The following is a 21700-nucleotide window of genomic DNA, read 5'->3' as shown; positions in this document are numbered from 1 at the left end:
GATCTTAAGGATAGAACAGTGAGCGAGATTGAACCGCTTCAGCAGTATATAACAGGACTATATAATGCCCAACGCGGCAGTATATATCGACAGTTACTGGTCTTAAGTGGCAGTCGTGGCTGGTGTCAGCAATTAACAGAACTAGCAGATCTGGATCTGGATAACTGGTTGTGGGTGGGGGAACCGGCTGTTGGACTGTTGCCAGCCTCACCTTTAGTTGTTGTTAGTGGCAAGCAGGCTCATCAGGTACTCGGGCAGGAGCGTCAGGGAGTCGTATTCGATAGTTGGAGCGGCTTTAATCCAAATGCCTTTGGGCAGGTTGCGGGTCTGCTCAGTGCGGGAGGTTTGTTTATTCTTGTTACCCCTCCGCTGGCGGACTGGTCCGCATTTGACGATCCTGAGTATAGTAGTATCGCTGTCGAGCCATATCAGTCAAAGGATGTTGGGCGGCGTTTTATCCAACACCTTTGTCGAATCATCCGGAATGATCCTGATCTTGTCTTACTGCAGGAGGGAATAAAACCAGAGCCGCTGGATAGCCCAGGGTATGAGCGTTCACCTCAACCCGTGATAGAGGTGCCTTACAGAAGCAGGGATCAGCATCGGTTTGTTGCTGCTTGTGAGACGTTATTGTCCAGGGCACCTGCGGTAGCTGTAGTTACCGCTGATCGGGGCCGTGGGAAAAGTGCCGCCCTGGGTATTCTGGCTGCCAGATTAATGAGTCGAAAACCCACGGATATCATAATAACGGCGCCTAGCCGCAGTGCGGTGCAATCTGCTATTCAGATACTAATTGAACTGCTGTCTGATCAGTTAGTCACTGAAGCTAAAGATTGCTGGAGTTATGGTCAGAGTAAAGTCAGATTCCTGTTACCGGATCAGCTCATTCAGAAGCATTTAACTGCCGACCTGTTGTTAGTTGATGAAGCTGCGGCGATACCTGCTCCGGTGTTACGGCAGTTTTTAATCAATAAATCGGTGATTTTTGCATCGACTATTCATGGCTATGAAGGAACCGGGCAGGGATTTGCTGTTCGTTTCTTACCCTTTTTAAAGCGTACTCTGCCAGATACCGTTTTCTTCAGAATGAAACAGCCTATCCGTTGGGCAGAGGGGGATCCTTTCGAGTCATTTACTTATACTGCTTTATTGTTGGATGCAGAACCTGAAAGCGATACAGCGATAGGGACGAGTTCGGTAAGTTTTCAATATCGTCAACTTGACCGGGATTTGTTGGCACAACAGCCAGAGCTGTTAAGACAGCTGTTTGGTTTACTGGTTTTAGCACATTATAAAACGACTCCCGGCGATCTTCGTATTTTGCTCGATAGTCCCAACCTGGAAGTCTGGGGTGGTTTCGAGATTGCAAACAATAATGAACAGCTGGTAGCGACTGCGTTACTGGCTCGAGAAGGACCGATAGAAGCATCATTAGCGCAGGCTATTCAGGCAGGTACACGTCGACCTACAGGCCATCTTATTCCTCAAACTTTATTAGCCCACGCTCAAATACCAGAAGCAGCTTGTTGCGCAGGCATAAGAGTAATGAGAATTGCTGTTATGCCAAACTTCCAGCGCCGGGGGATTGGTACCCAGATGATAGCAGCGATAGGCCGGGCAAATAGTAAACTTGACTGGATAGGCACAAGTTTTGGTGCAACAACAGCACTGTGTCAGTTCTGGGAAGGGCAAGGTATGCAAATACAACGGCTGGGGTATCGGCGGGACAAAGTCAGTGGCACCCATGCTGCGGTAATGCTTAAAGGTATCTCAGAGCAGGGGTTCAGTTTGCAACAGCAAGCGAATAGCCGCTGCAGGAAAGAGCTTCTTCAGGCGGATGAGTACCGGGATCTGGAACCGGAACTACGAGAACTGTTAACCCGATAAATTGGGAAAGCTGGTTAGAAGCTCTTATAGTCTTCAGGTTCCTGAGTGTCTAAAACTTCTACTTTATCATTCAGCCCGATGATACCCGTGTTAATAGCTATCAGGTTCTGGCCAAAGTGTGCTTCGCCATCGCTGCCTTTTCGATATTGTTTTAAGACACTTAAGGGTTGCCGATCAGGATCCCGCTGTAGCGTTTCTGTATTGACTGTTGTCAGAATACAGCGCCCGCAGGGCTTAGTTATTTCAAACTCTACTTCACCTATTTTGATCCTTTTCCAACTATCTTCAGCGTAGGCCTGTGTATCAGATACAACCAGGTTAGGACGTAATTGCGTCATATCGACAGGCTTTTTACAGCGCTGGTTAAGGTCATCTAATGAGGCTTGGGATATCAACAACAGCGGATAGCCGTCGGCAAAGGCGGTTTGTTGAGAAGGATAATGTTTGAGTGGCCGTGCGGATTCGTTGCCAAAGAAGAATAGCTGGCAGGGTCGTCCCAGGTAGTTACTGAACCACTGGTCTGCTTCAGCACTGCAGTGCTGACTATTGATGGTATCCCCCCAGACGACAACGGGACGGTACGTGGCGCTAAAGTTTTTATATTTTATCTGTAGGTTCGTTTGTCCCGGCGCACTTACGCACAGTCCTTCTGCGCTCAGTACAGTTGAAATGTTTAACAGCTCAGGTTTGATTCGGGCTGTTATAAATCTACCTTTCTTATCACAGAGTACAAATTTACGATCGAAGTCTAGCCCTATTGGGGTGACAAGACTGCTCTTAACCGAGAGTCCGTTTGTAGACTTAATCGGATAAATCATAATTTCTGAAATCAGAGGGATCATTTCGAAGTATGCACTATTGTTTCGGGGGTTTTACTTTCTATGACAATTGCAAGAAATGCAATTGCAGAGAAGAAAATGAAGAGAGGTTGAGCAAAATACAGTGAGCCTGATGTAAGGCTTAACAAGCTTAGGGACAGAACGATCATTAAAGCACTTAAGTTAAGTTGAAACTGTTCTAGTGTGCTGTGTTTGTGGAGGAGTCGGCTCTTAAAATTGAGTATCACTTTTGCCCAGAGTGCTACACAGGTAATTAAACCGAATATGCCAACTTCAGCAAAGATATGAATGAGACTGTTGTGAGGGTGGAAAAATTCACTTTGTTCTTCTTTGTTTGAAAAATGGTAACTTTCAGGTCCAGCCCCCACCCAAGGATTAGATAAGCCGAGATCTATTGCATCCCCCCAGATTTGAAAGCGGCCAGAAGAAAAGTCAGACTGTTTAACCGTTATAGGAGTTTTACTATTATCAGGCTTGTATGATGTGATTGCATTATATGTTCTTAATGGGCCATTCCAGGGATAAACTGAAGTTAGAGTTGCCAGAACTAATGAAATGCAAATACTCAAGCAGTAGGTGATGATTATTTTCCGGTTGAGTAGCTTTTTAAAAGAAGACGCAAAACCGACAAGTATGAGAGCAATGATAGATAGCAGAATTGCAGTTCTACTTCCTAACCATATAACAAAACTTAAATTTATAATTAGCAAACATATATATAGCTTAAACAAGATTTTTACGTTGTTAAAGCGGACTATTTGAATTGCTGCCAAAATTGCTGCAACTACTGAAACAAAACCTACATGCCTGTAGTGAGCTGCAAATAATGGATTGTTAATGAGAAACTGCGGATCTACCTGAAGAATAAGAGCGTAAAATAGATATACAATTCCCATGCTGGTAGCTGAGAATATAATACTGTAACAGAACCACCATCCTCCGATATTTGATTTTCTGAGGTAACGTGCCAGAACAAAACAATAGATTAGGTGAATGAATAGTGTTGTTACTCTAAGAACTGTTATTCCCGTATGGTTACTTGCTTGCGAAAAACTGAAATAAGCGCTCAAAAGTAATATAACGCATATAGTGCTTATGAAGAATGTGCTGGCCTTGTCGATAGATACCGAGCCGTCAAAAGGCTGCCTGATATACAAGAAGATACAGGTGGAGATGAAAATTATTTCGTAAACTGCGATCTGAAGTGCACTAATATAAGCTTGCGGACTTCCTGTCAGACAAGTGGCAGCCGTTACAAAAAATAATATAATGGCAAGAAACTGATCTTGCTTAGAGTTCATTTAGCTAATGCTCTTTTTAATGTTTGATTTATGTAATCGATCATATAAATATTCATTGTAGTAGAGATGATTTGTTTAATAATCATAATTCTGGAGAAGTATGGAAATCACACCCCAGCGTTTGCAAAAGTTAGCCAATATGAAAATGCCGTTTGGTAAGTATTCGGGTAGGGTATTGATGGATCTGCCGGAGCCCTATCTGGTCTGGTTTGCGGGTAAAGGCTTTCCTGAGGGGGAGATAGGTATTCTGTTGCAGATCTTATATGAGGTGAAATTAAACGGCCTGGAGGATGTTCTCAGGCCGCTACGTAGCTAGTTTTTCAGCTCAACTTGCCTGCTTAACTAGATAAGTGCTTTGCTATTATCGGCAGGGCCCGCTTTCCTGTTTCCAGTAACTCATGGTTAGTCTGGTTTGAGAAGTCTGCAGAGACTGCTTTCTGATAAGACTCTCTTGAGCTGATTCTATCAAACCATAGTGAGACTGCTGGCGCTTGTTCACAGAACATTTCCCAACCAAACTGTTTAATTGTTTGAAAATAGGGGGCCATTGCGCAATCAGCAAGTGATATCTGTTCGCCGGCAAGCCATCTGTGCTGTTGTAAGGCAGTTTCCATTTTTTTTATTGTATCAGCGTAGGTCTTTACTGCGCCAATTACATCAGGGGCTTCAAGCCCCATTTCCAGCAGACGACGCTGTCGCTCACGGCGGGGCTGTTCAACAACTGCATTGATTAGTGCGGCTTGTTCTTCCTGGCTCTTTTCAAGCAAAGCCGGGCGCATTATCAGAGGCCATTGTAATGCACCGCAGGCAGGATGGAGCTTAATGTCTATATGTTTTAACCAGAGTCGCATGCTGGCGATCTCATGGGGGTCATTGCTGCGAAGAGATGTTTGCGGGTAGCGATCTTCAAGGTACTCACAAATCAGTGAAGACTCGATAACCGGTTTCTCATCTTCAACTAATGTAGGCACTACACCCAGCGGGTTAAGTTCTAAATACCAGGTTTGTAGATTTTCTTTCTGTTGTAAATTGACATGGATGGGCTGCCAGTTTAATGCTTTTTCAGCCAGTACAATTCTGACTTTTTGTGCACAGGGGGACATGGGGTGGGTGTATAAAGTTATCATGAGTTTCACCATTTATTGCTCAGTTATATGAGTATATGGCTGCAAAAAAAGATCATAAATATAGAAAATTGCAGATAAATACTGCAAAGTTGCAGTATGAACTGGAATGATCTTACTTATTTTCTTGCCCTTTATCGTGCCGGTACGCTAAGTGGTGCCGCTCAACAGTTGGGCGTTAACAATACAACGGTTGCACGGCGTATTCAGCGTCTTGAAACCGATCTGAAGACTAAGCTGTTTATACGCCATAATAATCGCTATCTGGTGACAGATGATGCTGAAGATATTGTTGCAATGGCTGAACAGGCCGAACAACAGGTAATGCAGATAGAGCAGCGATTGAGTAGTCAGGATCAGGCTCTGACAGGTTCTATACGTATTACGTCTGTTGCTACTTTTATCAATGGCTATCTATTAGCTCGATTACCCGATTTTCAGCAGAAATATCCAGGCATCCAGATCGAACTGATTGCCGATGCTCAGCAGTTGAGCCTGACACGTAGAGAAGCTGATCTTGCTATTCGTATGGGGCGGCCGGAAACAGGCAATATGGTGATCAGCAAGCTGACTGATCTGCACTACGCCATTTATACAGGATCTGCCAAAGACGTTACCTCGGATATAAGCGCTTTACCCTGGATTTGTTTAGATGAACGCTATATCAACTTGCCGGAATCGCGCTGGCAGCAAACCCATTATTCGGATGCAAAAGTTGCGCTTAGAGTTAATGTTGGCCTGGCTTCAGTGGAAGCGGTAAAGCAGCGGCTGGGTATCGCTTATCTGCCTTGTTTTTTGGCAAAGTCTTTTGCGCTGACGCCCCTTAGTGAGAGTGCCCCTGTCCGGGAATTGTGGCTGCTTCAACACCCTGAACTGATAAAAACACAGCGACTCAGAGTATTCGTAGACTGGCTAAAGAATCAGGTTGCAGATGAGCATTTAATTTTTAGTACAACATAACGTTATAGTTTTAATTTGCTCGATTTGAATTGCTGAACCATAATTGAAATACCTTTAATCTCAGAGAGTTATGCTATGAGACTGTTGCGAAAATTGTGTTTGATGCTGGTCGTATTTTCACTAAGTTCATCGCTACTGGCTGCTTCGGCTCAGGAAATAAACGCCAAAGTTAATCAAGCGTTGAAAGAATTCTATCAACACAGTCCGGCAGGTAAAGAGTTAACCCGTAAGGCGGCTGGGGTGTTGGTATTTCCTGAAGTGATTAAGGCAGGAATCGGTATTGGCGGAGAGTATGGAGAGGGAGCCTTGAGGCTCAATGGCAAGACTGTGTCCTATTATAATGTTGCATCTGCATCGATTGGCTTTCAGCTAGGCGCGCAGTTAAAGTCCGAAATTATTCTGTTTATGAGCGCTGATGCACTACGTAAATTCCGCAATAGTGATGGCTGGGAGGCTGGCGTTGATGGCAGTGTGGCTCTGGCTACTTTGGGGGCTGGCGGAGAGATCGATTCGAATACTATTCAGCAGCCAATCATTGGCTTTATATTTTCTAATAAAGGGCTGATGTACAATCTGAGCATTGAAGGCTCCAAAATTTCCAGAATTCAACGATAAGATAACTATTTATTATGAATAAACTGATTGTATCTTTCTGGTGCTGCGTGATGGTCTGCTCACCTGCGCTGGCAAAAAAGCCCGATTGGGCCGGAAATGAAAACACCGAAAAGGTAACAGGCGTTGTAAAGTCTGAACAGCGAACGGAGCCTGATAAGGGCAGATCAGAAAGTCGTTATAGCAGCGAAGAGAGGCGGGTGATCCGTAATTACTTCCTGGGTGCTGATACACAGGCGTCTGGTGCGGATAAACAGAAAGGGAAAAATAAACATAAGTCATTACCGCCGGGTTTACAGAAAAAAATATCACGCGGGGGGGAGCTTCCTCCGGGTTGGCAGAAAAAAGTTGCTGCAGGGGAGGTTCTGGATGCTGAGCTTTACTCCCAAACTGAAGCCTTGCCTGATGATCTGAATAGAGTTTTGGATCAGGTTGCAGGAGAGCAGCACCGACGTATTGGTAATAAAGTCATCAAAGTTCTTGAAGGTGATGCAACCGTCATCGATGTGATCGATATTATGGATGGTTTGTAATATGACAATAAGTAAAATTCAGAAATGACTCCGGCTATTAATCTGGCAAGAAAATCTAAAGTCGAATTCAGTCTCCACCAGTATAAACACGATCCTAAGAGTGAATCTTATGGCGAAGAGGCTGCAATCGCTTTAAATATTGAACCTGAGCGTGTTTTTAAAACATTGCTGGTTGCCATTAATGGTGATCAGAAAGAGTTGGCAGTCGCTGTTGTGCCTGTATCAGGAAAGCTTAATCTGAAAGGCGTTGCCAATGCTCTGAAAGCCAAAAAGATTATGATGGCTGATCCGCTGCAAGCACAGCGAATGACCGGATATCTGGTGGGAGGGATCAGCCCATTGGGTCAGAAAAAGTGCTTGCCCACCCTGTTAGATGCCAGTGCTTCAAGTCAGGAAACCATCTATGTAAGTGCCGGTAAAAGGGGGCTTGAAATTGAACTTAGCCCAAACGATCTGCTGCAGCTGACCGGAGGTCAGCTGGCCGAGATCGGACTTTAGCCGGCTTTTTTATGGTTTTGCGCCGTATTTTTGGGTGATATTTTAAACTGTGCAGATTCAAGGTCATGTTTATTCAGCAGTTTATAAAAATCAGTACGGTTGCGTTGCGCTATTTTAGCCGCCTGAGTCACATTCCCTGCGGTGATATGCATTACCTTAGTCAGATAGCTTTTCTCAAAGCTGGCGCGGGCATCATTAAATGATGGGATGACCCGGTCCTGATTGGCAATAGCCTGATTAACCAACCCTTCACTGATGATAGGTGAGCCCGAAAGAGCAACGGTCTGTTCAACAACATTCTCCAGCTGACGAACATTGCCGGGCCATGCTGCCTGCGCCAGTATATGAAGTGCTCCAGGTGAAATTCCTTTTACCTTTGGATTGTGGCGTCTGGCAGACTGCTCAACAAAGTAACGAGCTAGCAGTGGAATATCTTCTGGGCGATCACGTAGCGGAGGTAGATCCAGGTTAACGACGTTTAGTCGGTAGTACAGGTCTTCCCGGAATTCACCATCTTCCATCGCTGTTTCCAGATTCCGATGGGTGGCTGAGATCACTCTGACATCAACTTCGATGGAGCGAGTTGAGCCGACCGGGCGAACAATACGTTCCTGAATGGCTCTGAGTAGCTTAACCTGCAGGGTAGTAGGCATATCACCAATTTCATCGAGGAACAGCGTTCCCCCCTGTGCTGCCTGAAACAGACCTTCGTGCTGATTGACGGCGCCGGTGAATGCACCTTTGGCATGGCCAAAGAGTTCTGATTCGAGTAACTGTTCAGGTAGAGCGCCACAGTTTATCGCGATAAAAGGGCCTTCATTTCGATTACTGGCCTTATGTATGGCATTAGCCATGAGCTCTTTACCGGTACCGCTCGGGCCGGTAATCAGTACGCTGACATTGGATTTTGCTACTCGTTCAGCCTGATTCAACCGTTCGTTCATCAGCGGACTTTGGGTAACTATCGCGCTCCGCCAGCTGTCGTCCTGTTGATGGGCAGACTCCAGTGCGGAGTTAATGGTGCGAAGTAACTGATCTTTATCGATCGGCTTGGTCAAAAAACCAAATACGCCTTTTTGGGTCGCGGAAACCGCATCCGGAATAGACCCATGTGCAGTAATGATAACCATAGGCAGGGCAGGATGGTCTTCCTGAATCGCTTCGAACAGCGCCATTCCATCCATACCATCCATTCTAAGGTCGCTAAGTACCAAGTCCGGGGTTTCAGATTTAACCCGTTGTAGCGCTTCAGGAGCGGAGCTGGCGGTATCAATACGAAAGCCGGAGGCGCTTAGTCTCAAGCTTAGTACTTTAAGAATGCCCGCATCGTCATCAACGATCAGAATAAGTGGTTGAGCAGACTTCATACTTAGTTCTCCTCTCCGTCATTATGTGTGGAAAGATCTTTTTCTATTCGGGTTAAAGCTTCTATCTGTTGTGACATCTTATCACGCACTTTTCTTAACCTTTTTCGCTCTGCATCGGCATTATTTAATGCCCTCTGCAAAATCATAACTGACTGAGTATATTGGTAGCGAACCGCAAGATATTGTTCTGCATCACAACTTGGTTCATCTGTAAGTTTCAGGTCTTCAAACAGCGCGATAGATGTTTTTAGCTGGGCGGTGTTGCTATCAGGCTGACTCAACAGAAGAGCGAGTGTTGCTGTATCTTTTATTTCAGTGAATTGTTTTAACATTAAGCTCTTTTTTTCCGGTTCCGCTTGTTGATACTGACTTTCCAGTGTTAGCCAGTGGTCAATTTTATTAGCAAGAGGTGAGCATGCGGGTGCAGGACCTGGCTGTATAAGTGCCTGATCAAACTGGCAGCCAGTAATACTCAGGGTTAAACATGTCGCTAGCAGGGTTTTATACATTTTAAACTGAAACCTGTTTTGGCAGGGTAATCATAAAGCTGACATACCCGTTATTATTTTTGTGCAGCACAAGACTTCCGCCCATTGCTTTGATCGCTTCACGGGCAATGCTTAAGCCGATTCCCGATCCTTTAACTGAGCCCTGGCGTTTATTAACGCCCTGGTAGAAGGGATCGAATAGCTGTTCAAGGTCCGTTTCTGGAATTTCGGGGCCGGTATTTCCTACTTCTAATGTCAGATCAGAGTCTTGTGCCAGTAAAGAAATATTTAGCTCCCCTCGTTGGAATCCATATACAGCAGCATTTGAAATAAGGTTACTTAAGGCTCTGAGTAATAATCCGATATCAACCGACCATTCACATTCCTCTTGTGGCAGGGTAACCGCAATACCTTTCTGCTTTAACAGTAGCTGATGTGATGCTAATGATTCGTTTATTATAGGGATTATTGGCTGAGATTGAAGCTCATGTTCACTGCTATGCTGTAATCGGTTGTAATCAAGTAATTGTTCGATAAGTGATTGAAGAGAAATGCTATTTTGTTGCATCAGAGAAATGATTTCTCGCTGACTTTCGGTCAGAGGACCGGCTAACTCTTCTGCAAGCAGGTCTGTGCCTTCTCTCAGGGTTGTCAGAGGCGTTTTCAACTCATGAGACATATGTCGTAAAAAAGCCTGTTTCTCCTGCTCCAGCATTTGCAGGTGAGTTTCTAGCCATTCCAGCTGCTGATTCAATTCCAAAAACTCTTTAGGGCCCTGAAAGAATTCAGTGGTATCTAACTGTCCATGGCCAAGTGCCTGGATGCGCTGCATTAATTTTTTTACTGGCTGGGTAATGCGAATACTGAAAAACAGAATAAGGATGGTCGAGAGCGTTATGAGTAATCCTGCTTGTAGCCAGAGCAGATTCTGTTGTTGTTCTGCTTTTGCGTTGAGTGATTCAAGTCGCTGAACCAGTTTTATCCGCGTTTCTTCATACAGATTCTGGCTCAGGGGAATAAGTCTGGTGAGTTGCTCACTGGAGGTTGAATCTACCGGCTGTAGCTCAAGATCATTGATTAAGCTGTAGATCTCACTGATGTTATCCGATTCGATCAGAAAGGTATGAAGCTGTACTAGTTCTTTGTATTCGTTCAGCTGGTTGCGATAACGTTGTTCTATTTCAGGTTCTTTCACAACGACAAATTGTTTTGATGAACGAACAAGATCCTGAGACAGGCTTCTCAGCTTCTGACTACGGTTTAAGAAATCAAGCGCCTCTCTGGCATACTCTCGGCCTTGCTGTGACAGCGTAACCATAGAGTCAGTTGCCTGATAAATTAGTATCCCTAAAGGTGCAACAACTAAAATAAATGCCAGTACAACCAGTTGCATCAGGGATCGGGTTCTTAAGGAAGAAACACCGGATGTATTCATTGTATTGATAGCAAATAAGTCCCTGGGAGTATCGTGTTAGATGATACGTAACGCAGACAGAGTCAGAATTGTCCTCAGGCCTTTTACTTCATCCTGAAGAGGCTGAATCTCCCTGCGGTTCAGTACGCCATCATTATTAAGGTCAAGTTGATGAAATGTGTTCGCCAGTGTTGGATGGCGGCGCATCTCCGTCAAAGTAACCTCTTCATCGCGGTTAGCATCAAGTGAATCAAACATAGAAAGTGCATGCGTTCGCTCCATTATGTTTGCATCTTTAGGAAGCTCTGACCTGATATGTTCAATAATTTCAATATTTGTCAGCGGTTCTATAGAAACAGACTGCTCAGCCTGAGCCGATGTTGCTGTGAAGGTCATTGCTAATAACACAGTTGCAAAACGCATATTATTTCCCCGATATATGAATGTTTGCACGGTTATGCAGATATCGGTCCAATATATATATAATCCATATATATCAATTGGTTATGTCTATTACGTTTTTTCTCTAACCTGTTATATTATGATCTAATTAGCAATATATGTCTCCTAAATGCGACTATAAAATAGTTGATCAGAAAAAGAGTATATAAAACAGATGGTTAGATGGTTATGGAATGACGACATAAGGCTAACGGATAAAGCTGTTTGAACAAGGTTCTTGCTCTACCGGGTTGGATAAACTGCCGATTCCACTAATCTCTATTGTGACTCTGTCTCCGGGTTTCATATAGCCCCGGGGTTTCATTTTTACCCCGACACCGCTACAGGTGCCTGTGGCTATCACATCGCCGGGCTTTAATGTGCAGACTGATGAAAGTGTTTCTATCAGTTGATAGCAGTTAAAGATCAGGTGGCGGGTGTTAGACTGCTGTCGAAGTTCTTCGTTGAGCCATGTTTTGAGTTCAAGATTATGTGGGTCAATGTTATCTGCTGTCACTATCCAGGGGCCCATCGGACCATGGCTGTCGAATGATTTGCCTAGTGTCCAAGTAGGAGACTTAATTTGCCAGTCTCGCACTGATACATCATTAACGATGGTGTAGCCGGCAATAACATCTTTAGCCTGATCTGCTGATATATTTCGACAGTATTTGCCGATAACTAGTGCCAACTCGCCCTCATAGTCCAGTTTTTCTGAGATGTTTGGCCTGAAAATAGGGGCTTCAGGATCAGTTACACAGCTGGATTGTTTATTGAACAGGGTTGGGAAGTCAGGGGTATCAAGCCCTGTCTCGGCGATATGGTCAGCATAGTTTAAGCCAACACCGATAAATTTTTCTGGAGCAGCAATAGGAGCTAACAAGCGTACCTGATTTAAAGCCAGGCTACCTTCAGTTGATTTCAACTGTTGTTCAAGCGCTTGTTTCAGGTCGGAGAATTGATAAAGAAGGTCCGGCATTGTTGAAGGAAATTGATCTGCGGGCAGTGGGTACACCCTGTCTTCATGTACGATGCCCAGGTGTTCTTGTCCAGAATATACGAATCTTGCAAGTTTCATTTTTAACGTCTTCAGTTAGTCTGATCGAAGATAACTGTACCAGAATTCTATAGGGCAGATCACTTTATGGGATGTAGCTACCAAGGTATGCTATTGATCTTTAAAGGGTCCAAATGATATCTACAAGGAAACAGACTGATCTATGAGATTGTGCCCCCGCTATTTCGTTAAAGTAGCTACATCTGTGATGTTGGTACTGATGTCTGTTCTTATTGGTGCCTGTACCCCGGCTCATAAGAAACAGTTTCCTCAATCTCAACCTCTCATTGAGCTTGCGGGCGTCCTGCTATTTCAGGGTCAGCAACTCTGGTATCAGCCTTGTAACGAACGATATTGGTGGCCTGTTGCTGATTACAGCTCAGGTAATGAAATTATGTCTGTTTATCAACGGCTGACCTCTGGAGAGTCGGTTGAACTGTATGCTGAATTAACCGGTAGCATCGATCCGGCTCAGAATAATGTTTTAGCTGTCAAAGCGCTAAAGGTGGTAGGTGGAACCAAAGATACCTGTAATTTCAGATTAGAAGGCCTTGAGTTTCGGGCTGCCAGCAGTTCTCCGTATTGGGTGGCAGATGTAGCGTCTGAAATGACCATTGTCAAAAGTATTAATCCACTTGGAAAATATACATTTTTTACAGAACAACTTAGTGTTGATCTACGGAATGAGCCGCAACTAGAAATAGAAATGAGTGATGAAAAGAGCAGTGAAAACTCTTTTGAACAAGATTCTTTCCAGCAAAACCCAGTCCAGAAAAAAACTGTCTACCGTGAGCGGACGCCGGTTAAGCAACCATTGGAGATAAGTATTACACCTGGGCGCTGTATCGATGATGTTAACGGGTCGATACTGGCATACAGTGTTGAAATGCTGTTCTTTGGTCAGACATATCGTGGTTGTGCCCGCAAAGGACACTCTTCTTCTGAATTGATAAGTGGTCTCTACTGGCTACAGGACAACCCTGAATCACAGCAGTTGCTCAAGTTGAAATCAGATAAGAAAGTGCAGTTAGTCCGGCGGGCTCATACCGGGAAAACGCTGATTGAACGGGGGACCTGGCAGTACTTAGAGTCAGGAAAGTTAATTCTGAGTATGCGGAATCAACAACAAAAAGAGTTTGTTATGTTATTTCGGCGTGAGCTGGATAATTCACTGACACTGTTAACCTCATCGGTCGATCATCTGGTTAAGGGGCGGCAGTTCAGGCGCTGGCATAATGCTGGATTGGTTGGTGGGAGACAGTTGGGCGTGTCTACAGATAGAAAGGGGACTCTGCTTACGGGTACAGACTCGATAAAAGCGGCGGTTTCAATAAACTCAGGCGCATCTCAAAAAACAGGTGCTTCAGAGGGGACTGAATCTTCAGTAAATCAGCAGCCTTCGGTTAGCCAGGGCGCAGCTTTAGTTATCAATAGTTCATTAATAGAGTCGGTTAGTCATATTAAAGTCCCTGTCGTTCTCGACTTTCAGGCGAAGCCTGCCAATATTGATGAACAACTATTGAATGAAATAATGGTTTCAGAGTAATTTCAGTAACAGGTCTTTCGCCCGGTTGATTTCAGCGGCAAGGTAATCGCTGCCGCCCCGGTCGGGGTGCAGTTTCTGCATCAAACGACGATGGGCTTCGATAATCTCTTCCCGATTAGCACCAGGCTCTAGCCCAAGTATCTGATAAGCCTTATCCGTTTCTGAAACGCTGGTTTGGGTCTGATCGGTATCGTCTGATCGCCAACTATCACCAAAGCGTTTATCAAGATAGGTTTCTAATAATCTGGCTGATTGAGGATCCTGTTGGCGACAATAGTTTAGCAGCTGGATAAACTCTTGTTCGCTAAGGCTATTTAGCTGTCGATCCTTGAGTGGGCCTTCAATCACTGTTCCCTCGAGATTTCCAGAATCATGATCAAGTGTCATAGTCAGTATACGGCTGCTTACCTCAGAGCTGTTGCCCTTCGTTTGTTTGTTACTTTGATAATGCTGAAATAGCCTTCCCAGAATAGGTATCAGAGGAAACATTCTTCTGGCAAAAGGAATTAGCATCGCCAACAGCACGCCGAGCCAATGTAGCTTTCCGGTGACTGCCAGATAAAACAGTGCGGCCCCCAGTACTGCAACTAACAGCATCAGGTTGGCTTTTTTCTGCTGGGCTGCAGGCTTGCTTCGAAGCCAGAGAAACCAGCAAATTATGATTGAACTCAGAAGAATCAGAACAATGGGGTTCACTATGGAAAGCCTTACCTTTTGCTAAGTTGGTCGGTCAGTTGTCTGACTTCAGGGCTACTGTTTTTTGAATAGTCTAATAATGCCTGATGTCCACCACTGGCGTAAACGGCAACCGCACCTAATAAGGTTTTCAGATGAGCTGCGCTATGGTTATCGAAGCGACAATATGCACCTCCAGAGAGTGTTGCCATCTGTTTAAAGCCACGGGCTGCGGTAATATCGCTGCCTTCATGAAATATAAATAGTGGGGTTGAGTGTATCCCTAGCTGGCCTGCCAGCTGGCAAAGAAAATCGACAGGTTCTTCAATACAATCACCAATAAAAATGACCGCCTGAACCGATTGTTGCCGTGTTTGAGTAAGGCTATGTTGAAGCAAGCGTGCTATCTGAGTATGGCCGCCTAAACAGCGGACCTGGTTCATCTGATTGAGTAAGCTGTTAGTGTCCTGTAGCCATGGCGTGGTACTGAAGTTGTTGATACCGCCGTAATGACATAACTGAACAGCCAGGCCTCCCAACTCTTTAGTTTCCAGAAACATCTGACTTTGAAGGTGACAGGCATGATCCCAGGTTCTTTCCCTGCTGGCTGTCGCATCCAGTGCAAAAATTAGTCTGCCAGCACTTCCACTACTTGCAGTACTTAATTGACGGGTCTGTTTCAGGAACGCCTCTATCTCACTGTCACTTGAAGGAACAGGGCGTAGTTGGTGTTTGTTTTCACTCATTAACCGGGTCCCTCTGATCTTTTTGTATAAGGTCGATACGATCAGTCCGCTATATTCTCTGTAGACTTATTCGTACCCTCCTTAAAGTCTGGCAGAAAAAAGGAGGCCATGCAGCCCCCTTGTTGATTATTCGGACGTTTTTAGACTGAGTTAATAATTTAGCAATTTCATTTTTTTCTTTCAGGTTTTTCAAATTAACCAACGCTGCTTTTACCCTGGTATTTATGTTGCACAAAGATTAGACCCGGCTCGACTGACATGGGCAGAATAGTATTGTGCTTTTGAGGGGCAGGTAGAATGGGTCCGGAAGTGGGTTTTTGGCTGATGTTTTGTTCTACTTGATCACTTGTCTGGCCTGGATACCTGGAGTTAGGTGAGGAATCTAATTGATTTCGGGGCAACAATTTTTCAATCAGTTGCCCGTCTTGTTACAGCATATGAACAAGCCGATTCAGAACGCTGGCATAAATGACCGTAGGCCCAGGTTTAATCGAACTCCAGAGATTCCTTCCAGGGATCTTTGTCCTCTTTACGTCGTCCGTGATTGCTACGCCTCTCTTTTTCAAAGCGGATATCGTCTCGACGATCATGCCCCTGTCGCCGATCCTGTGTGATGCGTCGTTCGTGAAAGTTTTCAGGGCTTTGCTTTTGAGTATCGCTGTTGTTCGTTTCCACTTAATTGTTCCCCCTGGTTAATCTGTTCAGAATAGTTTAAAAACCGGAGATGCGAGAAAGTTGATGTGTAGATTAGGGAAGGTGCGAACAAGTCCCTTATGCCTCTGGCATTCAGAGAGATTGAAGATCAAGGCAACAATTACAGACATACTGGTTGTACGTCGAAAATTGTTAACAGCGAGATTCAGTCTCTCTGAAAGCCCCCTTCTTTTAAAAAGAAGGGGCGGGCACTATAACGGCCTCCTGCTTTGTCAGGCAGTTTGAAAAGGTCCAGACATTTCACTGCACTGTCTTTCGCGCATTAGCATGCCCTTTGGGTATAGGCCGTTCTAGAGCCCGCAGAGAAAACAATGGACTTATTCGCACCTTCCTTAGATGCAGCACATTTAAATGAATGAAATTCATCGTTCAAACTTGACGCTGTGGCCCGGATTCTTCAAACTAATTAAAAAGGATTTTTAAGCTTCCAGTTCATCTAAGGGAATAGAGTGTATTATGGATAAGCTAAACACTACGTTTGCACGCCGTTTATTAATTTCTCATCTGGTTACCACTATCGATCGTCCCAGTGTGCCTGCGCTAATGGCAGAAACGGGTTGGCCCCGACGCACAATTCAGGATGTCATTAAAGCTATACCTGGTATCGGGATTCAGATACATTTTAAGCAGGACGGCCGCCGTAATAATGATGGTTATTATGTGATTGATGGTTGGGGTGCTATAGACCCATCCTGGCTGTCACAAAATGTTGTAAAGATTAAGCGCTCGATAAACTGAACAATGTAACTGTTTTTTTATACAGTGTTTCGTAGTAGGCTAAGGTAATAATTCTTACCTGAGCCTACGCGTGAAAACTTCTATCCAGAGAAAAATCATTCATTGCGACTGTGACTGTTTCTTTGCAGCAGTCGAAATGCGTGATGATCCATCTCTAATGAACATTCCATTGGCTATCGGTGGTGCCTCTGATCGCCGCGGTGTTATATCTACCTGTAATTATCCCGCCCGAACTTATGGTATTCATTCTGCGATGGCTACAGCGCAGGCACTAAAACTTTGCCCTGATTTGAAAGTCATTCCCGGAAATATGGCAAAGTACCGCGAAGCGTCTGAAAAAATTATGGCGATCTATCGGGACTATAGTGATTGCATAGAGCCTCTCTCTTTAGATGAAGCTTATTTAGATGTAACTGGTGTGACCCATAAAGGCGGTAGTGCAACTCTGATTGCTGAAGAGATACGTGAGCGGGTTCGGACGACAGTCGGCATTACTATTTCCGCAGGCATTGCGCCCAATAAATTTCTTGCCAAGATTGCCAGTGACTGGAATAAGCCCGATGGTATATGGGTAATTACGCCTAACCAGATTGATAGTTTTGTATTGCAATTGCCGGTTAAGAAGATTTTTGGCGTCGGTAAAGTAACGGCGGCAAAATTACAGCAGATGGATATTGAGACCTGCGGTGATTTGCGTCAACTGAGTCTTGCTCAGCTTATTAATCGATTTGGTCGTTTTGGTAAACGCTTATACGAGCTAAGCCGAGGACAGGATGACCGTCCGGTCAGACAAAATCGCGAGCGCAAGTCGATCAGCGTAGAGCACACTTTTTCTATTGATCTGCCTGATCTGAATAGCTGCCTGGATAAATTGCCGGGGATGTTGGCTGAGCTGGAGCAGCGATATGCCAAGCACCGGGAAAAGAGAGACGTTGCTGGCGCGGTTATAAAACTAAAATTCTTTGATTTCACCCAGACGACAATGGAACAGTCAACATCGGAGTGCCCGCTTGCACTTTATGAGCACCTTTGTCAGCAAGCCTGGGAGCGTGGCGAAAAGCCGGTAAGGCTTATCGGTGTTGGGTACCGGTTGCAGCCAAGAAACCCGCAACAGGCAGAGCAGCTTAAACTAATAGAGTGAAAGGCTGGAGGTTGTGATGAGCGATAAATCGATTGAGGGATTGATAAAACGGTTAGCGTCGACAAATCCGAACCCTGATTATTTAGATGATGAGAATGCGCTGAAATGCTGTCGATTAGCTTTAGATGCCTATGAACAAGGTAACTATGGAGTTGCCGCTTTGCTGCTTAATGAACGGAGAGAGGTTGTTGCTCAGGCAGAGAATCGGGTGTTTAGTCAGGGCTATAACAGTAGCGCTCATGCTGAGATGATTCTGATCGATCAATTGGAGCAGGGGAGTTTAGGTCATAGTCCGGCTCAGCTGACAATGCTGGTTAGCCTTGAACCATGCCCTATGTGTCTTTCCCGCTTGTTGCTCTCAGGTATTGGTTCGGTCAGATTTATCGCTAATGATTCAGACGGCGGAATGATCAGCCGTTTGAACAGCTACCCTCCAGCATGGCGAAATTTGGTGCAACTGCAAAACCATTATCGAGCCCATGTTTCTGAACCGGTACTAAAAATTGCTGAGGATCTGGCTGCCATGAATCTGGCTAATCTACGCCATAAACTATTCATGCATATAGGTTCCTGACCCCTGTTGTGTGCAGCTGCACAATGATATAATCGCGCACTTTTTACGCCAGCCTCAATTCTTAGACACTCAGGAAAAACAGTCCTATGCTGCAGCTGATTTATAAACGTTCTCAAAGCATGAAGGCCGATCTGCTTTCAGGTCTCACTGTGGCTTTGGCGCTGGTGCCGGAAGCTGTAGCCTTTGCTTTTGTCGCAGGAGTTGACCCTCTGGTAGGCCTGTATGCGGCTTTTTTGGTTGGCTTAATTACGGCTTCAATAGGTGGACGCCCTGGGATGATTTCCGGTGCGACCGGTGCGCTAGCTGTAGTGATGGTTAGCCTGGTAGCCTTACATGGCGTCGAATACCTGTTTGCTACTGTGGTGCTAATGGGTATATTCCAGATACTGGCAGGTACCTTCCGGCTTGGTAAGTTCATCCGAATGGTCCCTCACCCGGTGATGCTGGGCTTTGTAAATGGTCTGGCGATAGTTATTTTCCTGGCGCAGATGAAACAGTTCCAGATCGCCGATGAAGACGGTGTACTTGGCTGGATGCAGGGTGAACAGATGATGACCATGTTGGGGCTGGTTGCTCTGACAATGGCAATCATTCATTTTTTACCAAAGCTGACAAAAGCTGTACCTTCCACGCTGGTGGCTATTCTGACCGTTACCGCCATAGTTATCGGGATGGATATAGAATCTGCCCGTAGTGTGCAGGATGTACTGATTGATATGACCGGTGATCCGCTGGCTACTATGGCTGGCGGCCTGCCTCAGTTCCACATTCCTATGGTTGAAATTAACCTTGAAACCCTGCGTATTATCTTACCTTACGCCCTGATCCTGGCGGCTATCGGTCTGATTGAATCGTTGTTGACGCTGTCGCTTATTGATGAAATTACTGAGACCCGGGGTCGCGGTAATAAAGAGTGTGTTGGTCAGGGTGTTGCCAATGTCGTTACTGGCTTTTTTGGTGGTATGGGCGGTTGTGCCATGATTGGTCAGAGTATGATTAACATCAGCTCTGGCGGTACCGGAAGGGCGTCGGGTATCTCTGCAGCGCTGTTCCTGCTGCTCTTTATTCTGGTTGGTTCGAGCTGGATTGAGATGATTCCCGTTGCTGCACTTGTTGGCGTGATGTTTATTGTTGTAATTGGTACCTTTGAGTGGGCCAGCCTGAACATGATGCGTAAGATTCCACCTTCTGATGCAATTGTGGTTGTAACTGTAACTGTTGTAACGGTGCTGACTGATCTGGCGATTGCCGTTATTGTAGGTGTTATTGTTTCTGCGTTGGTATTCGCCTGGAAGCATGCTAAGCATATGCTCATTGAAACCAGCCTTGAGAATAACGGTTTCCTGAAAGTGTATAAACCACACGGACCATTGTTCTTCGGTTCTGTGCAGGCTTTTCGTGATAACTTCACACCTAAGTTTGATCCACAGGAAGTCATTATCGACTTTGCTAACTGTAGGGTGATGGATCACTCAGGTATTGAAGTGATAGATTCGTTGGTTGAGCGGTATCAGAAAGCGGATATTGATATTCATATCCGTCATCTGAGCCCCGAGTGTATCAGGCTATTAGAGAAAGCCGGATCAGTAGTCGAGATGAACCGTGCTGAAGATCCTGACTATAAAGTTGCTGATGATAAGTTGGCTTAAGGGCCAAAACTGACTGGTACTTGTGTTAAATTTTAAAACCGCGACAATGATCGCGGTTTTTTATATCTGACGGATTAAAATGATGGAAGCAGAACTGATTGTCTCTTTTATTGTGTTAGGCACAATAGTTGGGTTCCTGGCTGGATTGCTAGGTATTGGTGGTGGGTTGGTTATGGTACCAGTACTGACCTCACTGTTTGTCTGGCAGGGCTTACCGTCTGAGAGTGTCGTTCACCTGGCGCTGGGTACCTCTATGGCGTCGATTGTTGTTACTTCTATATCCAGTATGCGGGCCCATCATAAAAAGGCTGGTGTGCTCTGGGATGTGGTTAAGCTGATTTCACCAGGAATTCTGGTCGGGGCATTTCTCGCAACATTTCTGGCCTCGGTTCTCAGCTCTGTTTTCTTGGCTATCTTTTTTGCCTGCTTTCTGGTTTTCGCCTCAACTCAGATGTTCTTAAATAAAAAGCCAAAGCCATCGCGCATGTTGCCTGGGGCGGGAGGCTTGTTTGCCGCTGGGGGTATTATTGGCAGTATTTCAGCTTTAGTTTCAATTGGTGGTGGAACCATTACAGTTCCTTATCTGAGCTGGCATAACGTTGATGTTAAGAAAGCGATAGGTACGTCGGCCGCTATCGGGCTGCCGATTTCTGTAGCAGGCACTATTGGTTATATGGTAAATGGTCTGAGTGCAGGGCTGGATATACCTTATGTGTTTGGCTTTGTGTATCTGCCTGGAGTAGTACTAATCTCGGTTATGAGCTTTATGATGGCCCCTGTCGGCGCACATGCTGCGCATAAGCTGCCTGTACCTATTCTGAAAAAGGTATTTGCTGTTCTGCTATTGGGCTTGGCTCTGAAGATGATCAGTTCGGTAATCTAAGGTTTTGAGCGCAAAAAAAAGAGCTTCAGTTCCCTGAGCTCTTTTTCTAACCGGCTAATGTCATTCCGTAATGTTACCTCTTCGCAATCCCGAAAGAGGCTTTCCGTCCTTAGAAATTTTTCGCGAAATATCAGTTAGCGTCCTGCCAATAGATAATATCCGTATCGCGTTCTTACTTCCTTGTCAGCCAGTTGTACTTCAATTCCCTGAAGAGATGTCGGTCCAACGATTAGAATTATCGGATCTCTGTCGGTAATTGGATATAGGAAAAATTCCTAATTTGTCACTTATTTGAAACAGTTGCCACGGTGAAAATAAAAAATGTTAAAAAAAAAGAGCTTCAGTTCCCTGAGCTCTTTTTCTAACCAGCTAGTGTCATTCCGTAATGTTACCTCTTCGCAATCCCGGAAGAGGCTTTCCGTCCTTAGAAATTTTTCGCGAAATATCAGTTAGCGTCCTGCCAATAGATAATATCCGTATCGCGTTCTTACTTCCTTGTCAGCCAGTTGTACT

General features: G+C 45.0%; 23 protein-coding genes. 12 read left to right on the top strand and 11 right to left on the bottom strand.

The window, feature by feature from the left end:
• Nucleotides 1–18: 18 nt before the first annotated feature.
• Nucleotides 19–1887, top strand: a complete 1869-nt coding sequence (locus EHS89_RS00945; RefSeq protein ID WP_170167376.1) for a tRNA(Met) cytidine acetyltransferase TmcA — start codon at nt 19–21, stop codon at nt 1885–1887.
• Nucleotides 1888–1901: 14 nt separating this feature from the next.
• Here the strand turns inward: EHS89_RS00945 and EHS89_RS00940 are convergent, their stop codons facing one another.
• The gene (locus EHS89_RS00940; RefSeq protein WP_124924232.1) at nt 1902–2729 is read right to left on the bottom strand and encodes an MOSC domain-containing protein; all 828 of its coding nucleotides are present in this window, start codon (nt 2727–2729) and stop codon (nt 1902–1904) included.
• Complete coding sequence (locus EHS89_RS00935; RefSeq protein ID WP_124924231.1) at nt 2726–4027, bottom strand: O-antigen ligase family protein; 1302 nt, start codon at nt 4025–4027, stop codon at nt 2726–2728. Before EHS89_RS00935 ends, EHS89_RS00940 begins: the two co-directional genes overlap by 4 nt.
• 100 nt (nt 4028–4127) lie before the next feature.
• Here EHS89_RS00935 and EHS89_RS00930 point away from each other — a divergent pair, with 100 nt between their 5' ends.
• On the top strand, nt 4128–4343 hold the full coding sequence (locus EHS89_RS00930) for a DUF3820 family protein (RefSeq protein WP_124924230.1): 216 nt from the start codon (nt 4128–4130) through the stop codon (nt 4341–4343).
• A 22-nt stretch (nt 4344–4365) separates the two neighbouring features.
• Here EHS89_RS00930 and EHS89_RS00925 read toward each other — a convergent pair whose 3' ends face one another.
• Nucleotides 4366–5154: a glutathione S-transferase family protein gene (locus EHS89_RS00925; protein ID WP_124924229.1), complete on the bottom strand. Its 789-nt coding sequence runs from the start codon at nt 5152–5154 to the stop codon at nt 4366–4368.
• A gap of 96 nt (nt 5155–5250) precedes the next feature.
• Here EHS89_RS00925 and EHS89_RS00920 point away from each other — a divergent pair, with 96 nt between their 5' ends.
• The 4 genes from EHS89_RS00920 (at nt 5251) to ybaK (ending at nt 7754) form a co-directional block, all read left to right on the top strand.
• Nucleotides 5251–6111, top strand: a complete 861-nt coding sequence (locus EHS89_RS00920; protein ID WP_124924228.1) for a LysR family transcriptional regulator — start codon at nt 5251–5253, stop codon at nt 6109–6111.
• A 75-nt stretch (nt 6112–6186) separates the two neighbouring features.
• The gene (locus EHS89_RS00915; protein WP_124924227.1) at nt 6187–6726 is read left to right on the top strand and encodes a BPSL1445 family SYLF domain-containing lipoprotein; all 540 of its coding nucleotides are present in this window, start codon (nt 6187–6189) and stop codon (nt 6724–6726) included.
• A 14-nt stretch (nt 6727–6740) separates the two neighbouring features.
• Nucleotides 6741–7256, top strand: coding sequence for a hypothetical protein (locus tag EHS89_RS00910; RefSeq protein ID WP_124924226.1), 516 nt, complete (start codon nt 6741–6743; stop codon nt 7254–7256).
• A gap of 24 nt (nt 7257–7280) precedes the next feature.
• Nucleotides 7281–7754 carry a Cys-tRNA(Pro) deacylase gene (ybaK, locus tag EHS89_RS00905; protein ID WP_124924225.1) on the top strand — a complete coding sequence of 158 codons (474 nt, stop codon included), beginning with the start codon at nt 7281–7283 and terminating at the stop codon, nt 7752–7754.
• Here the strand turns inward: ybaK and EHS89_RS00900 are convergent.
• The 5 genes from EHS89_RS00900 to EHS89_RS00880 all read right to left on the bottom strand — a co-directional run bounded on the left by EHS89_RS00900 (nt 7751) and on the right by EHS89_RS00880 (nt 12542).
• Entirely contained in the window at nt 7751–9121 is a 1371-nt protein-coding gene (locus EHS89_RS00900) for a sigma 54-interacting transcriptional regulator (protein ID WP_124924224.1), read from the bottom strand. The genes ybaK and EHS89_RS00900 overlap by 4 nt on opposite strands.
• 2 nt (nt 9122–9123) lie before the next feature.
• Nucleotides 9124–9630 (bottom strand): hypothetical protein, encoded by a 507-nt coding sequence (locus tag EHS89_RS00895; RefSeq protein ID WP_124924223.1) that lies wholly within the window; start codon nt 9628–9630, stop codon nt 9124–9126.
• A gap of 1 nt (nt 9631) precedes the next feature.
• Nucleotides 9632–11002 carry a sensor histidine kinase gene (locus EHS89_RS00890; RefSeq protein ID WP_170167374.1) on the bottom strand — a complete coding sequence of 457 codons (1371 nt, stop codon included), beginning with the start codon at nt 11000–11002 and terminating at the stop codon, nt 9632–9634.
• A gap of 78 nt (nt 11003–11080) precedes the next feature.
• Entirely contained in the window at nt 11081–11446 is a 366-nt protein-coding gene (locus EHS89_RS00885) for a hypothetical protein (protein ID WP_124924221.1), read from the bottom strand.
• A 226-nt stretch (nt 11447–11672) separates the two neighbouring features.
• The gene (locus tag EHS89_RS00880; RefSeq protein ID WP_124924220.1) at nt 11673–12542 is read right to left on the bottom strand and encodes a fumarylacetoacetate hydrolase family protein; all 870 of its coding nucleotides are present in this window, start codon (nt 12540–12542) and stop codon (nt 11673–11675) included.
• A gap of 142 nt (nt 12543–12684) precedes the next feature.
• Here EHS89_RS00880 and EHS89_RS00875 point away from each other — a divergent pair, with 142 nt between their 5' ends.
• Complete coding sequence (locus EHS89_RS00875) at nt 12685–14067, top strand: hypothetical protein (RefSeq protein ID WP_124924219.1); 1383 nt, start codon at nt 12685–12687, stop codon at nt 14065–14067.
• On the opposite strand, the gene EHS89_RS00870 is transcribed toward EHS89_RS00875, so the two are convergent.
• From EHS89_RS00870 to EHS89_RS00860, 3 genes are all read right to left on the bottom strand, one after another.
• Entirely contained in the window at nt 14059–14763 is a 705-nt protein-coding gene (locus EHS89_RS00870; RefSeq protein ID WP_124924218.1) for a DnaJ domain-containing protein, read from the bottom strand. The genes EHS89_RS00875 and EHS89_RS00870 overlap by 9 nt on opposite strands.
• A gap of 11 nt (nt 14764–14774) precedes the next feature.
• Entirely contained in the window at nt 14775–15488 is a 714-nt protein-coding gene (locus EHS89_RS00865; protein ID WP_124924217.1) for a VWA domain-containing protein, read from the bottom strand.
• 486 nt (nt 15489–15974) lie between these two features.
• A complete protein-coding gene (locus tag EHS89_RS00860; RefSeq protein ID WP_124924216.1) occupies nt 15975–16163 on the bottom strand; it encodes a hypothetical protein in 189 nt (62 codons plus the stop codon).
• A gap of 495 nt (nt 16164–16658) precedes the next feature.
• On the opposite strand from EHS89_RS00860, the gene EHS89_RS00855 reads away from it, so the two are divergent.
• The 5 genes from EHS89_RS00855 to EHS89_RS00835 all read left to right on the top strand — a co-directional run bounded on the left by EHS89_RS00855 (nt 16659) and on the right by EHS89_RS00835 (nt 21187).
• Nucleotides 16659–16940, top strand: a complete 282-nt coding sequence (locus tag EHS89_RS00855; RefSeq protein WP_124924215.1) for a helix-turn-helix domain-containing protein — start codon at nt 16659–16661, stop codon at nt 16938–16940.
• A gap of 82 nt (nt 16941–17022) precedes the next feature.
• A complete protein-coding gene (gene dinB, locus EHS89_RS00850) occupies nt 17023–18081 on the top strand; it encodes a DNA polymerase IV (RefSeq protein ID WP_124924884.1) in 1059 nt (352 codons plus the stop codon).
• A gap of 16 nt (nt 18082–18097) precedes the next feature.
• Nucleotides 18098–18655 carry a nucleoside deaminase gene (locus tag EHS89_RS00845; protein ID WP_124924214.1) on the top strand — a complete coding sequence of 186 codons (558 nt, stop codon included), beginning with the start codon at nt 18098–18100 and terminating at the stop codon, nt 18653–18655.
• An 86-nt stretch (nt 18656–18741) separates the two neighbouring features.
• Entirely contained in the window at nt 18742–20304 is a 1563-nt protein-coding gene (locus EHS89_RS00840; RefSeq protein ID WP_124924213.1) for a SulP family inorganic anion transporter, read from the top strand.
• Between the two features lie 79 nt (nt 20305–20383).
• A complete protein-coding gene (locus EHS89_RS00835) occupies nt 20384–21187 on the top strand; it encodes a sulfite exporter TauE/SafE family protein (protein WP_229753521.1) in 804 nt (267 codons plus the stop codon).
• Nucleotides 21188–21700 lie beyond the last annotated feature (513 nt).

The sequence above is a fragment of the Amphritea balenae genome, assembly GCF_003858655.1.
GTDB classification, from domain to species: Bacteria; Pseudomonadota; Gammaproteobacteria; order Pseudomonadales; family Balneatricaceae; genus Amphritea; species Amphritea balenae.
Note: the sequence above shows the minus strand (reverse complement) of the source record. Positions and strands in the feature narration are given on the sequence as shown.

What these genes read in the sequence shown, in the direction of transcription:
- EHS89_RS00940 (WP_124924232.1), bottom strand. Translation starts at nt 2,729, where the DNA reads ATGATCCCTCTGATTTCAGAAATTATGATTTATCCGATTAAGTCTACA.
- EHS89_RS00935 (WP_124924231.1), bottom strand. Translation starts at nt 4,027, where the DNA reads ATGAACTCTAAGCAAGATCAGTTTCTTGCCATTATATTATTTTTTGTA.
- EHS89_RS00930 (WP_124924230.1), top strand. Translation starts at nt 4,128, where the DNA reads ATGGAAATCACACCCCAGCGTTTGCAAAAGTTAGCCAATATGAAAATG.
- EHS89_RS00925 (WP_124924229.1), bottom strand. Translation starts at nt 5,154, where the DNA reads ATGATAACTTTATACACCCACCCCATGTCCCCCTGTGCACAAAAAGTC.
- EHS89_RS00920 (WP_124924228.1), top strand. Translation starts at nt 5,251, where the DNA reads ATGAACTGGAATGATCTTACTTATTTTCTTGCCCTTTATCGTGCCGGT.
- EHS89_RS00915 (WP_124924227.1), top strand. Translation starts at nt 6,187, where the DNA reads ATGAGACTGTTGCGAAAATTGTGTTTGATGCTGGTCGTATTTTCACTA.
- EHS89_RS00910 (WP_124924226.1), top strand. Translation starts at nt 6,741, where the DNA reads ATGAATAAACTGATTGTATCTTTCTGGTGCTGCGTGATGGTCTGCTCA.
- ybaK (WP_124924225.1), top strand. Translation starts at nt 7,281, where the DNA reads ATGACTCCGGCTATTAATCTGGCAAGAAAATCTAAAGTCGAATTCAGT.
- EHS89_RS00900 (WP_124924224.1), bottom strand. Translation starts at nt 9,121, where the DNA reads ATGAAGTCTGCTCAACCACTTATTCTGATCGTTGATGACGATGCGGGC.
- EHS89_RS00895 (WP_124924223.1), bottom strand. Translation starts at nt 9,630, where the DNA reads ATGTATAAAACCCTGCTAGCGACATGTTTAACCCTGAGTATTACTGGC.
- EHS89_RS00890 (WP_170167374.1), bottom strand. Translation starts at nt 11,002, where the DNA reads ATGCAACTGGTTGTACTGGCATTTATTTTAGTTGTTGCACCTTTAGGG.
- EHS89_RS00885 (WP_124924221.1), bottom strand. Translation starts at nt 11,446, where the DNA reads ATGCGTTTTGCAACTGTGTTATTAGCAATGACCTTCACAGCAACATCG.
- EHS89_RS00880 (WP_124924220.1), bottom strand. Translation starts at nt 12,542, where the DNA reads ATGAAACTTGCAAGATTCGTATATTCTGGACAAGAACACCTGGGCATC.
- EHS89_RS00875 (WP_124924219.1), top strand. Translation starts at nt 12,685, where the DNA reads ATGAGATTGTGCCCCCGCTATTTCGTTAAAGTAGCTACATCTGTGATG.
- EHS89_RS00865 (WP_124924217.1), bottom strand. Translation starts at nt 15,488, where the DNA reads ATGAGTGAAAACAAACACCAACTACGCCCTGTTCCTTCAAGTGACAGT.
- EHS89_RS00855 (WP_124924215.1), top strand. Translation starts at nt 16,659, where the DNA reads ATGGATAAGCTAAACACTACGTTTGCACGCCGTTTATTAATTTCTCAT.
- EHS89_RS00845 (WP_124924214.1), top strand. Translation starts at nt 18,098, where the DNA reads ATGAGCGATAAATCGATTGAGGGATTGATAAAACGGTTAGCGTCGACA.
- EHS89_RS00840 (WP_124924213.1), top strand. Translation starts at nt 18,742, where the DNA reads ATGCTGCAGCTGATTTATAAACGTTCTCAAAGCATGAAGGCCGATCTG.
- EHS89_RS00835 (WP_229753521.1), top strand. Translation starts at nt 20,384, where the DNA reads ATGATGGAAGCAGAACTGATTGTCTCTTTTATTGTGTTAGGCACAATA.